General features: G+C 53.3%; 7 protein-coding genes. All 7 read right to left on the bottom strand.

What is annotated here, in order from left to right; all coding sequences use genetic code 11:
• Positions 1–6: 6 nt before the first annotated feature.
• Positions 7–657 carry a protein-L-isoaspartate O-methyltransferase family protein gene (locus ACO0LF_RS09805; protein ID WP_423013929.1) on the bottom strand — a complete coding sequence of 217 codons (651 nt, stop codon included), beginning with the start codon at positions 655–657 and terminating at the stop codon, positions 7–9.
• A gap of 40 nt (positions 658–697) precedes the next feature.
• Positions 698–3,898 carry an efflux RND transporter permease subunit gene (locus ACO0LF_RS09810; protein ID WP_423013930.1) on the bottom strand — a complete coding sequence of 1,067 codons (3,201 nt, stop codon included), beginning with the start codon at positions 3,896–3,898 and terminating at the stop codon, positions 698–700.
• 2 nt (positions 3,899–3,900) lie between these two features.
• Positions 3,901–5,097, bottom strand: a complete 1,197-nt coding sequence (locus ACO0LF_RS09815; RefSeq protein ID WP_423013931.1) for an efflux RND transporter periplasmic adaptor subunit — start codon at positions 5,095–5,097, stop codon at positions 3,901–3,903.
• Positions 5,098–5,240: 143 nt separating this feature from the next.
• A complete protein-coding gene (locus tag ACO0LF_RS09820; RefSeq protein WP_423013932.1) occupies positions 5,241–5,873 on the bottom strand; it encodes a TetR/AcrR family transcriptional regulator in 633 nt (210 codons plus the stop codon).
• A 468-nt stretch (positions 5,874–6,341) separates the two neighbouring features.
• Positions 6,342–7,799, bottom strand: coding sequence for an efflux transporter outer membrane subunit (locus ACO0LF_RS09825; protein ID WP_423013933.1), 1,458 nt, complete (start codon positions 7,797–7,799; stop codon positions 6,342–6,344).
• 8 nt (positions 7,800–7,807) lie between these two features.
• Positions 7,808–10,921 (bottom strand): multidrug efflux RND transporter permease subunit, encoded by a 3,114-nt coding sequence (locus ACO0LF_RS09830; RefSeq protein WP_423013934.1) that lies wholly within the window; start codon positions 10,919–10,921, stop codon positions 7,808–7,810.
• A 4-nt stretch (positions 10,922–10,925) separates the two neighbouring features.
• Positions 10,926–14,030, bottom strand: a complete 3,105-nt coding sequence (locus ACO0LF_RS09835) for an MdtB/MuxB family multidrug efflux RND transporter permease subunit (protein WP_423014216.1) — start codon at positions 14,028–14,030, stop codon at positions 10,926–10,928.
• Positions 14,031–14,038 lie beyond the last annotated feature (8 nt).

Below are 14,038 nucleotides of genomic sequence, written 5' to 3' on the forward strand. Positions count from 1 at the left end.
TCAGGATTACAGGCTGAAATGCGACACTGGCTTGGCACCTGCGGCGGCTTCCACCACAGTTTCAAACAGGTTTTGCTTACTCACGGCAGTTGCAGAAGTGCGCGTAAATAATTGCGCAGTCAATGCAGGCAATTGCCCAATGAAAGCCAGCAAACGGCCACCTGCATTCAATTGCTGTTGCAAATGCTCAGGCAATTCTTCCAGACCACCGGCAATGACGATGGCGTCATAGCTGCCAGTATTTTTATCGCTGAAAGCATCCGCCAGCACCACATCAACATTGCTGACATGATTGCGGTGCAGATTATTGCTCGCCAGTTCATGCAAGACCTTGGACGATTCCAGCACAGTCACATGTCGCGCAGAGTAAGCCAGCAAGGCCGCCAGATAACCTGTGCCTGCGCCAACCAGCAAGACATTTTCCTGTTTCTTTAACACCAGTTCTTGCAGAATGCGCGCTTCCAGCTTGGGCGTCATGGCCTTGCTGCCATCTGGCAATGGCAATTCGGTATCAAAAAACGCCAGGCTTTTTTGTTCCGCCGGGAAATAATCTTCGCGTTTAACCACAATCAGCATATCCAGCACTTCCTGGTTCAGCACATTCCAGGGGCGGATTTGTTGCTCTATCATGTTGAAGCGTGCTTTTTCGATATTCATTTCTATACTCGATTGCAAAATTGATGGAAACGGCATTTTATCAAAGCGCTTGGACAGTTTGAGGATTACCGCGCCATTTTTGCGTAATCCACAGCCCCAAATCATCCAGATAGGTATAAATCACTGGAACAACCACCAAAGTCAGCAATGACGAAGTGATAATCCCCCCTATCACAGCCTGCCCCATCGGTGCCCGTTGCTCAGAACCTTCAGACAGGGCAAATGCCAGTGGCACCATGCCAAACACCATTGCCAGCGTGGTCATCAGGATGGGGCGCAGACGTACATGGGCCGCTTCCAGCAAGGCTTCCATACGGTCCATGCCTTCTTTTCTTGCCTGATTAGCAAAATCTACCAGCAAAATCGCATTTTTGGTCACTAATCCCATCAACATGATGAAACCGATGATGGAAAACATGTTCAGCGTAGAGCGGAAGAACATCAAGGCCAGGAAAACACCGATCAAGGTCATGGGCAAGGCGGACATGATGGCGATGGGCTGCAAGAAGCTGGCAAATTGCGATGCTAAAATCATATAAATGAAAATCACCGCCAGTGCCAGGGCTGACAAGGCATAGCCAAAGGACTCAGTCATGTTCTTGGTGGCGCCGCCCATCTTGTAGCGATAACCGGGCTGCCATTGCATGCCATCCAGCACTTTTTTGACTTCGGCACTGACTTCACCGGCAGAACGGCCCACCACATTGGCAGACAGCTCCACTTCGCGGTTCAGGTCACGGCGATTGATCTGGTTAGCACCTGTCGATGGCTTGATGTCTGCCACCTGGCGCAAGGGCACCATTTTTGGCGAACCGTCAGCATTGGTCTGGGTACTGCTGAGCATCAGGCGCGACAGGTCTTCAGGACTATTCCTGTCATTCGGCGACAGGCGCACGGTGACATCATAGTTTTCATCGTCCGGGGCGCGCCAGGTGGTGGCAATTTCACCTGCGAGTAAAGGCCGCAAAGCACCACCTATCTGGGCCACGCCTACGCCCAGGTCTGCGCCGATGTCGCGGCGCGGTTGCACCGAGATCGTCGGTTTTTGTGCCTTGAGGCTGGAATCCAGATCCACCAGACCAGGTATGCTGCGCAATTTTGCCTGTACTTGCTCCGACAATTTCCCCAACTCCACCAGGTCACTACCTTGCAGGCTGAAGCGCAAATTCTTGTTGTCACCGCCTACACCATCGAGTGCACCTATATGCGTGACGGTAATGCCAGCAATCTGGCTCAGGCGGGTGCGCAGAGGAACTGACATCTGGCTGGTGGTCCTGGCTCTGTCCTTGCGTGGCACCAGGCGGATAAAAGTGGTCACATAATTCTTGCCCTGTGCCGAACCTGTATTCACGGTGCTATAGGTATCAAGCACTTCAGGGAACTCCTTGACCACAGCCTCGACCTGATGCACCTTGGTTTCTGTCAATTCCAGCGATGAGCCTACCGGCGTGTAGTAGTTGACCCCTGTTTCGGAGTAATCCGCCTGAGGCACGAATTCTGAACCTATCAAACCTGTACCAGGTATTGCCAGGCCAAGGAAAAAAGTCAGGATGGCGATGACCAGAGTTTTAATACGATGCTTGAGCGACCAGCGCAATATCACCTGATAGCCTCGCGAAAACCATTGCACACCACGTTCAAACTGTTCCAGTACGCGGCCTATGCTATTCGCATACCAGCCCTTGCGTACCGGCTTGCCATGCTCATCCAGTGCAGTATGACCATGTGCATCCGGGTCTGGCCAGATGGATGACAACATAGGGTCAAGCGTGAACGACACGAACATGGAAATCAAGACAGCAGCAGTGACGGTAATACCAAACTGGTGAAAGAAACGGCCTATGATGCCGCCCATGAAACCCACAGGCAAGAACACGGCCACGATGGAGAAGGTTGTCGCCAAAACTGCCAGACCTATCTCTGCCGTACCTTCCAGCGCTGCCGTATGATGATCCTTGAACTTGCCATTGACCTTCATACCCGCATGACGGACGATATTTTCACGCACCACGATGGCATCATCAATCAGCAAACCCACGCACAGCGACAAGGCCATCAGGGTGATCATATTGATGGTGAAGCCAAACATGTCCATGAACAGGAAAGTACCTATCAAGGCCACAGGCAAGGTCAGGCCAGTGATGACAGTAGAACGCCAGGAATTCAGGAACAGGAAAACGATCAACACTGTCAGTGCTGCGCCTTCTATCAGGGTGCGACGTACATTCTCTACACCCACGCGTATCTGGCGTGAGCCATCTTTAATAACTTGTACTTTGACACCGGGATACTGCGCCTGCAATTGCGGCTCCAGTGCCTTCAGAGCATCGGTCAGGCCATTAGCAACTTCTATGGTGTTTTGCCCTTGCGCTTTCAAAATATCGAGGGCGACAGTACGCTGGCCGTTATACAGGGCCAGGCTCTCCTGCTCTTCCTGACCATCGACTACGCTGGCAACTTGCGACAGTAATACAGGCTGGCCACCACGGCGGGCCACGATAATACGGCCAAAATCTTGCGGGTTCTGGATGCGACCCTGTATCTGCACGACTTTTTCATTATCGAGCGCACGGATAGCACCAGTAGGCAATTCCTGGTTTTCATTGCGCAAGGCATTGATGACTTGATCCACGCCCAGGCCAAGGGCTTCCATTTCACCAGGTTTAAGGTAAATCTTGATTTCGCGTTTGACGCCACCGACCAGGGTCACAGAACCGACACCACGGACATTTTCCAGGCGCTTCTTGACCAGTTGGTCACCGATAGTGGTCAGTTCACGGAAATCACGTTTCTTGATCTTGTCGTCATTCGTCACTGAAACCGAGAAGATGGGTTTGTCAGACGGGTCGTAACGCGTCACCCTGGGCTCTTTGACTTCCTTGCGAAAGCCAGCCTTGATGAGGGCGACTTTTTCACGCACATCCTGCGCTGCCTGTGCTGGATCAACGGTCAGGTCAAATTCCAGGATAACGACAGAAGTACCTTCGTAAGAGCGCGAAGTCAGGGCGCTGATGCCGTTGATGGTGTTGACGGTTTCTTCAACCTTACGGGTGATATCGGACTCTATGGTCTCAGGGGCGGCACCTGGATAGTCAGTCTGGATCACCACGACCGGGAAAGTAATATCGGGGAACTGATCTACCCGCAAACGCTTGTAGGAAAACAAACCCAGGACCACAAAGGCCACCATCATCATGGTTGCCAGCACCGGGTTGCCTATGCTGATACGTGTGAACCACATGATTACACCTTGCCTGTCGTGGTTGTCGTCGTTGTCGTGGTTGTCGTGGTTGTCGTGGCAATCAGCTTCACAGCCACGCCCGCACGCAGGCGACCCAGATTGGCTTTGACTATCCTGGCTTGCGGTGCCAGGCCGGACAATACCTCTACCACGGGCTTGCCCTGGTTTTCACCACGCAGACCCAGCTTGACAGGCTTTTGTTGCAGGACATTATTTTCTATCGCATACACGAAAGCCTGTTCAGCTTCATACTGTATCGCCGTTTCTGGCACGGTCAGCACTTCTGATTTTTTATCGACGACCAGTTGTGCCTCGCCAAACATGCCAGCTCGCAAAATGGTATCGGGATTGGCGACCTGCACATAGGCCATGATGGAGCGTGAGCCGGCAGTCGTTGCGGGGTTGATGCGCACCACCTTGCCATCGACAGCCGATGACACACCTTCTATTTTCAATTGCACGGCCTGGCCAATTTTGATGCTGGCAATATCTTGCGTTGGCACCGGTGCTTCCATTTCCAGCAAGCGTAAATCAACGACGTCCAGCAAGCGGTTATCTGGCGAAATCTTTTCGCCAGGCTGCACCATGCGATTGCTGATCATGCCTGAGATAGGGGCACGTATGACGGTATCGGCCAATGCCTTTTGGGCCACGGCCAGCGCGCCTTTGGCGCTGTCTACATTAGCCAGCGCGATGGCATATTGATTGTTGGTATTGTCAAAGGCATTTTTTGAGATAAAACTTTTATCCAATAAAGCCCGGTTATTGTCGCGCGCCAGGCGGGCAATTTCCAGCTGCCCCTGTGCTGCTGCCAAAGCGCCCCTGGCTTGTTCTTGCCTGGCCAGGTAATCGCTGGTATCCATCTTTATCAAGACCTGGCCAGCTTGCACCGCTTCGCCTTCACGCACCAGAACTTCTGTAATATCACCAGCCACTCTGGCTTTGACGGCAGCCTGATTGATGGCACGCAAGGCGCCAGACAAGGCCAGCATTTTTTTGACTTCGGTATTACTGACTTCGACGATGTCAGCAGGCAAAAATTCCAGTACCACTGGCGCTGTTTGCATATTCGCAGCGCTGGCATTTGCCGACGCCGGTGCCTGCACTACATTACCTTGTGATTTTTTCTTCACCAGCATCATGCCTGCGGCTAATAGCAGCACCACAGCGATGATCCAGAAAGTCTTGCGTTTTAACATGCTTGTTTTCCAAAAGTAATTGTTTCAGGACCCGGGAGAAGACGGTCGGTAAACTGTCCAGGTCATAAGAAACCCTGACTTTAAAGCCTGACACTATGTCAGGGTCAAGCAAGACATGCTAATGCGCATTCAAATTACTGAATCTACTTTTTCAACAACAAACTATGCAGTGCCAACTCTATATAATGCTCCAGATAAGTATCGAGCTTATCCGGGTCAACATTGCAAACGCCTTGAGAATGCTTCCATATCATCATCATGATCATGGGGGCAATCAGTATCCTGGCATCAATTTCTACATCCACGCTGCGTATTTCACCACGTGCCATGCCGCGCTTGAGCATGGTCATGACCAGGTTTTCACCACGGTTAATGACCTCTTCCTGATAAAACCTGGCCAGTTCAGGAAAATTACCTGCCTCTGCCATCATCAGTTTGGGTAAGCCTGACAACTTGGTCGTGCCTATGCTGTTCCACCAAGTTCCCATGACCAGGCGAAATAATTCTTCACTATTGCCTTCGAATTGTTCTATTACGCCTTCTGCTTCACCTAACAGGGGGACGATGCTTTCCCTGACCACGGCCTTGAACAATTCTTCCTTGCTGCAAAAATACAGGTATAAAGTCCCCTTGGAAACGCCAGCCGCACGCGCCACATCGTCCAGACGTGTCGCAGCAAAACCGCGCTCTACAAATAAATCGAGGGCTGCAGCAAGTAATTCTTGTGGACGAGCATCCTTACGGCGCTCCCACTTGGGCTTAAAAGGGCATGACATAATAATAACAACTCAATTAACTTACTTTTGAGTCAGTAATATAGTCCGCGCTCAGATCAGCGTCAAGACAAACTAGGCGAGCAGCACTAAAGCATGTATCAAGTTGACATTACTTGAAGAATAAATTGCCTTTTATATCATTTTTCATAAAAAAACCATTTATAGAAATTACTCTGCAAGCAACAAATCAATTCTGTGCGCAAACCTTATTCGTTAATCGCTCTGTGAACTTGCGCAGATTTTGCCAAGCAGCGGCATCTGTCACAATCACAATGCGACAGAATGCAAAATTGAGGCGTCCAAACAAGATAATTCTGGAACAAGCTGTGTTTAACTTGCGCGCAGGTGGAATGCGGCAGCTACCCGGGAAAGAGGATTTTCACCGGGAGCGTGCCTTAGTGCAGATCAGGAAGTAGAAAACAATGCAAGTGCAGGCAATTGCAACTCATGCACCTGGCAAGTACTGTGTCATTTCAAGCTGGCTGTTTGCCAGCGACCACCTATATTTTTCAGCAAGATATTGGTGGCTGCCAACTGGCGGTTGCGTATTGACAGCAAATTGGATTCGCTGGACAAGGCAGCATTCTGCGATGTGACTACATTCAGGTAGCTGACTGTGCCTGCCTTGTATTGCTCCTGCGTGATTTCCAGATTGCGCTGGGCGGCTTGCAAGGCTTCTGTTTGCAATTGCAGTTCTGCATCCAGTTGTTCCAGCACGACCAGATTGTCTTCCACTTCCTGCAATGAGGTCAATATGGTCTGGCGATAAGCAGAGGCGGCGATATCTGCCGCTGCACGTGCCTGGTCACTGGCCAGCTGGCGTGCACCACCATCGAAAATAGACAGCAATATCGAAGGCCCCAAAGACCAGACCAAGTTGGGAGCATCGATTAATTTACTCAGGGAAGAACTGCGGTAACCGGCATTGGCCGATAAGCTGATATCAGGGAAGAAAGCCGCATCCTTGACGCCTATCTGGGCATAAGCCGCGACCAGCTTGCGTTCAGCCGCCGCGATATCGGGCCGACGTTCCAGCAAAGTAGCGGGGATCAGCACAGGTACTACTGGCGCTGTTGGCAAGGTGGCGGTGTTGCTGATATTCAGGGCTGCGGGAGTCATACCCAGCAGCACGGCAATCGCGTGCTCCAGTTGCGCCCTTTGTGCCACAGCGTCTTTCAATTGCACCTGGCCGCTAGTCACTTGTATTTTGGCTTGCAAGACATCGCTCTGACCTGCTACCCCCGCTTTGTATCTGGCTTCGGTCAATTCCAGGCTGCGCTGATTGGAGGTGGTGGTCCTTTGCAATATGGCTTGCTGAGCCTCGGCCACGCGCATGGCGAAATAGCTTTGTGCCAGCGTCGCGTGGGCAGACAGGCGCGCTGCGTCATAGTCATCACGGCTGGCTTGCAGACTGGCGTTGGCCACATCGGTAGCTTTTGACAACCTGCCCCATAAGTCAATTTCCCAAGAAGTATCGACAGCCAGGGAATAACTATTGCTGGTAGTACGGCCATTCTGGCCTGAACCAGGGTTACCGCTGCGCGTACCGCCCGCATTCAGTGACACTGTTGGCCACAATGCAGACTGGCTGGCTTTGAGCACGGCCTTGGCATTGGCGATCTGGGCGGCGGCTGACTTCAGGTTTTCATTGCCCAGCAATAGCTTTTGTTGCAGTTCGTTGAGGACAGGGTCATTGAACATTTCCCACCAGGATTCTGACATTGCAGCTTCAGTACCGGCGCGCGTAGCCTGCGCTGATTTCCAGTAACTGGCTTCCTTGAATTCTGCGGTCAGCGGGACTGTAGCCGGTGGCGGTGCCTTGGTCTGTGCGCAGGCTGATAGCAGCAAGACTAGCGTAAGTACGGATAAGCGTGGAAAAGCAGAACTTGTAAAAGATGTGGGACGCAAGTTAATATTTTTTTTCATAATCACTCTCATGCAATATCCAAAGCGCCTGCGCTCGCTATTGCTTTTACTGGTTTTTTCTTGCGGCGTAATCTGTCCATGCAGACAAAGACGACAGGCGTGGTATACAGAGTCAGCAACTGGCTCAACAACAGGCCGCCGACGATGGCTATGCCCAGTGGCTGGCGTAATTCAGCACCATCACCCGTACCGAGTGCCAGTGGCACAGCACCAAAGATCGCCGCCAGGGTAGTCATCAGGATGGGACGCAGGCGCAGCAGGCTGGCACGGTAAATCGCTGCACCGGCAGTCACGCTGCTGCCACGATTGTTTGCTTCATGCTGCGCAGAAATCGCAAAATCAATCATCATGATGGCGTTCTTCTTGACGATGCCTATCAGCAGCACCACACCGATCAGGGCGATGATGGAAAAATCAGTCTTGAACAACATCAGCGCCAGCAAGGCACCTATGCCTGCAGAAGGAAGAGTTGAGAGTATCGTCAGTGGATGGATCAGGCTTTCATACAGCATGCCCAGCACCAGGTAGATGGTGATAATGGCTGCCAGCACCAGCAGCGGCTGGCTGCTCAGGGACGACTGGAAAGCCTGCGCCGTACCCTGGAAACTGCCATGCACGGATATCGGCACACCCAGTTTGCTGATGGTGTCATTAATCGCATCCACTGCCTGTGACAAGGCGACATCCGGTGCCAGGTTGAAGCTGATGGTGCTGGCTGGCGAACCGCTCTGGTGATTGACTGCCAGAGGTGTATTGGTGGTCTCCACCTTTGCCACGCTGGCCAGAGGTATGCGCACACCCTTGGAGGTAGTGACATACAGGCTCTTCAAACTCTCGGGGCTTTGCAGATAGGCAGGTGCCAGTTCCATTACTACGCGATATTGATTCAGTGGGTTATAGATGACACCGATCTGGCGCTGCCCAAAGGCATCATTGAGTGTGCTGTCGATGGCGCTGACGGTCAAACCCAGTCTGGCCACGGCATCACGGTCTATCACCAGTGAAGTCTGTATGCCCTTATCCTGTTGATCGCTATTCAGGTCAGCTAGTTCAGGCAGTTGCGACAAGGCCTTGCGTATGCGTGGTTCCCAGGTGCGCAGGTCGGTCAGGTCATCGGCCTGCAAGGCATATTGCCACGCGGCGTTACTTTGCCGGCCACCGATACGGATATCCTGTACCGGTGACAAAAACAGATTGGCTCCCGGCAAATGGGCGAGCTTGCCACGCAGGCGGTTGATGACCTGATCTACACTCTCTTCACGCTCAGTCCTGGGTTTGAGTGATATAAACATGTTCGCGCTATTGCGCTGGCCGCCACCGGTAAAGCCGGTGGCATTGGCGACTGCAGGGTCGGCCAGCACTATCTTGCTGAAAGCATTCAGTTTTTCCTGCATGGAGGTGAAAGAGCTGGCCTGGTCAGCCTGCACGCCGCCCATCATCAAGCCGGTATCCTGTTGCGGGAAAAATCCCTTGGAGATCGTTATGTACAGCGATACATTCAGCGCAATCACGCCTGCCAGTACCAGTAGGGTCAATGGCTGATGCCGCAAGGTCCAGCGCAGGCTGCGACGGTAACCACGCATCAGGCCGCGCTGGAAGCGGGAAAGTGCACGTGAGAATTTACCCGGTGCCTTGGCTTTTTCCACAGGCCGCAACAATGCTGCTGCCATCATAGGCGTGGTGGTCAGCGATACCAGCATGGACACCAGGATAGACACTGACAACACCACCGCAAACTCACGGAACAAGCGCCCGACTATGCCACCCATTGCCAGGATGGGTATGAAGGCCGCAATCAATGACAGGCTGATGGAAACTACTGTGAAACCAATTTCGCGCGCACCCTGCAAGGCAGCTTCCATCGGCGTCTTGCCGCGTTCTATATGCCGCGAAATATTTTCCAGTACGACGATCGCATCATCCACCACAAAACCAGTAGCCACTGTCATCGCCATGAGCGAGAGATTATCTATACTGTAACCGAGCAAATACATGACGCCGAAAGTGCCAGCCAGTGAAACCGGCACTGCCACTGCGGGTAACAGGGCCGCGCGAAAATTACGCAAGAACGCGAACACCACCACGATAACCAGGCCAAAGGCAATCGCCAGTGTACGCTGCACTTCAGTGATGGATGCGCGTATGGTTGGTGTCCTGTCCATGACGACATTCACATCAATAGCTGGTGCGATGGAAGCGCGCAATTGTGGCAACAGGGCGCGGATTGTATCGACAGTCTTGATGATGTTGGCACCGGGTGCCTTGTTCAGTATCAGCAAGATCGCGGGTGTACCATTCGCCATGCCGTAATTGCGCACGTCCTGTACGCTATCCACCACTTCAGCAACGTCACGCAGGCGTAGTGCGGCGCCATTGGCATAGCTGATGATCAGCGGTGCATATTGCTCAGCTTTATAAGACTGGTCATTAGCGCTGAGCTGCCAGTAATGCTGCTGGTCTTCGACTGAACCCTTGGGGCGGTTGGCATTGCTGGCTACCACGGTGGCGCGTACATTTTCCAGCGAAATACCATTCGCTGCCAGTTTGTTGGGATCCACCTCTATGCGCACCGCCGGCAATGCACCGCCACCTATGCTGACCTGGCCTATGCCATCAACTTGCGACAGGCGCTGTGCCAGCACGGTAGAGGCGGCATCATACATCTGGCCGCGTGTCAGTGTCTTGGATGTCAGCGCGATAATCATCACTGGTGCATCAGCAGGGTTGACTTTGCGGTAAGTCGGGTTGCTGGGCATGCCTGACGGCAGCATGGCGCGCGCCGCATTGATACCGGCCTGTACATCCCGTGCTGCGCCATCAATATCCCGGCTCATGTCGAACTGCAGGGTAATGCGCGAACTTCCCAATGATGAAGAGGAAGTGATTTCATTGACGCCAGCAATGCTGCCCAGCGCACGTTCCAGCGGCGTAGCAACGGTGGCTGCCATGGTATCCGGGCTGGCACCAGGCAATGAGGCATTGACGGAGATGGTAGGAAACTCAACCTGCGGCAAGGGCGCGATAGGCAGCAAAAAGTACGCGATGATGCCCGCCAGCGCCACACCCAGGGTAATGAGTGCAGTGCCGACCGGACGTTCTATGAAGGGGCGGGAAAGATTCATCTGCTCACGCCGCAGTTTCTGTTGCAGTTTCTGAACCTGGCTTGCGGGCAAACCTGCTGGCCAGCGCCGTGAAGCCAAGATAAATCACTGGCGTCGTGAACAGCGTCAGCAACTGGCTGACGATCAGCCCACCGACCATGACCACACCCAGAGGGTGACGCAATTCACTGCCCACGCCCGAACCCAGCATCAGTGGCAAAGCACCCAGCAAGGCTGCCATGGTGGTCATCAAAATGGGGCGGAAGCGCAACAGGCAAGCCTTGTGGATGGCCTCGCGCGGGTTCAAGCCTTCTTCACGCTGCGCGTACAGCGCAAAATCGATCATCATGATGGCGTTCTTCTTGACGATACCAATCAGCAACACAATACCGATGATGGCGATGATACCCAGGTCCAGCCTGAATACCAGCAAGGCCAGCAAGGCTCCCAGGCCTGCAGATGGCAAGGTCGAAAGTATGGTCAGCGGATGTATATAGCTTTCATACAAAACACCCAGCACGATATACATGGTGACGATCGCAGCCAGTATCAGCAACAGGGTGCTGGACAGGGATGCCTGGAAAGCCAGTGCAGCCCCTTGGAAGCTGGTTTCTACACTGACGGGTAAATGCAGGGCTGCTTCTTCTGCCTTTATCGCATTGACTGCATCACCCAGTGCCGCACCCTGGGCCAGATTGAAGGAAATTGTCGCGGCAGGGAATTGCGCTGCATGGTTGACCGCCAGTGGCGCTATCCTTTCCACCACTCTGGCGACAGAAGACAGCGGCACCTGTACGCCATTTGTGCCCGGTACATACAGGTTATTCAGCGCATCCATACCCACTTTGTATTGCGGTGCCACTTCCAGTACTACGCGGTATTGATTACTTTGGGTGAAAATCGTCGAGATCAGGCGCTGGCCAAAGGCGTTGTACAGCGAGTTGTCGATTGCTGCCACGCTGACGCCAAAGCGGCCTGCGGCATCCCTGTCTATATCTACATAAGCTTGCAGGCCCAGCTCTTGCTGGTCACTGGCGACATCGGCAAGTTGTGGCAGCTTGCGCAAGCGTTCCAGCAGGGCAGTAGTCGAGCGCGACAGTTCAGCAATATCGGGTGAACTCAGCATGAACTGGTACTGCGTCTTGGCTATCCTGTCTTCTATGGTCAGGTCCTGCACTGCCTGCATATAGATGGCGATGCCTGGTACCTTGCGCGTCAGCTCAGCCAGGCGTCTGGCGATCTGGGTAGCCGATATCACGCGTACATTCAGCGGCTTCAGCACGATCAGCATGCGGCCTGCATTCAGGGTGGCGTTTGCACCATCCACACCGATGAAAGAAGATACGCTTTCCACCGCCGGGTCAGTCAAAATTACGCTGGCCAGTTCTTGCTGGTGTTCTGCCATGGCGGCAAACGAAGTGGATTGCGCTGCCTCGGTAATGGCCTGTATCTGACCCGTATCCTGGACAGGAAAGAAACCCTTGGGGACAAAAATGTATAGCAAGCCAGTCAGAGCAAGTGTCGCCACAAACACCAGCATGGTGGTTTTTTGCCTGTCCAATACCCAGGTCAGCATGCGGCCATAGCCTGCAATGGTCTGCTCAAACATGCGGCCTACAGCGCGCTTGACGGGGCCAAAGTCTTCTTCTTTTTCATGATGCAAAAGACGGGCGCACATCATAGGTGTCAGGGTCAGAGACACGAAGGCAGAAATCAATATCGAGACAGCCAGGGTAATCGCAAATTCATGGAACAGGCGGCCAACCACATCGCCCATGAACAGCAGCGGTATCAATACCGCAATCAGGGAAACCGTGAGGGAAATGATGGTGAAGCCTATTTGCTGCGATCCCTTCAGGGCTGCTGCCATAGGCGATTCGCCTTCTTCGACATACCGGGCAATGTTTTCTATCATGACGATCGCATCATCAACCACAAAGCCAGTCGAAATCACCAGCGCCATCAGCGTCAGGTTGTTGAGCGAAAAACCTATCATGTACATGACGCCAAAGGTGCCTATCAGTGACAGGGGAACGGCAACACTGGGGATGATGGTGGCAGGCACACTGCGCAAGAAAACAAAGATCACGAATACCACCAGGCCTATGGCCAGCAGCAATTCGATTTCCACATCATCGACAGAAGCGCGTATGGTAGTAGTTCTGTCGCTCAGTACCCGCACATCGACAGAGCCGGGCATGGCGGCCTGCAAACTGGGCAGCAAGGCTTTCACGCGGTCTACTGTCTGTATCACATTCGCGCCAGGCTGGCGCTGTACATTGAGAATAACAGCCGGAGCCTTGTCTGCCCATGCTGCCAGGCGCATGTTCTCGGCATCATCGACCATCGTGGCAACATCACGCAGGCGTATCGGATTACCGTTTTTGTAGGCGAATATCAAGTTGGCATATTCTGCCGCGCTTTTCATCTGGTCATTCGCATCGATCGTCGAGGCTCGCAGTGGGCCATCAAAGCTGCCCTTGGCCTGGTTGACATTGGCGCTACCTATGGCAGTACGTAAATCATCCAGCGAGAGACCAAGATTGGCCAGCGCCGTTGGGTTGGCCTGTATCCTGACAGCTGGCCTGCGCCCACCGGCAATACTGACCAGACCAACGCCACGTACCTGCGAGATTTTCTGTGCCAGACGGCTCTCGACCAGATCATGTATGCGTATGACTGGCAGTGTGGTGGATGAGACCGCGATCGTCAATACCGGTGCATCAGCAGGGTTGACCTTGCTATATACCGGTGGCATCGGCAAATCACTGGGCAGCAGATTGCTGCCTGCATTGATGGCGGCCTGCACTTCTTGCTCGGCAACGTCGAGCGACAGACTCAATTCGAACCGCAGGGTGATCACAGAGGCGCCACCAGAACTGGTCGACGACATTTGTGCCAGGCCCGGCATTTGTCCAAACTGGCGTTCCAGCGGTGCTGTGACCGACGAGGTCATCACATCCGGGCTGGCACCAGGATAAAGTGTGGTCACCTGTATGGTGGGGTAATCCACTTCCGGCAAGGCCGCGATAGGTAACAGGCGGTAAGCCAGCAAACCGGCCAGCAAAATCGCCAGCATCATCAGCGAAGTTGCGACCGGTCTTTCAATAAACAGACGTGAGGGGTTCAGGGTAGCCA

The organism is Undibacterium sp. Di27W (assembly GCF_049340345.1).
Taxonomy (GTDB): domain Bacteria; phylum Pseudomonadota; class Gammaproteobacteria; order Burkholderiales; family Burkholderiaceae_D; genus Undibacterium.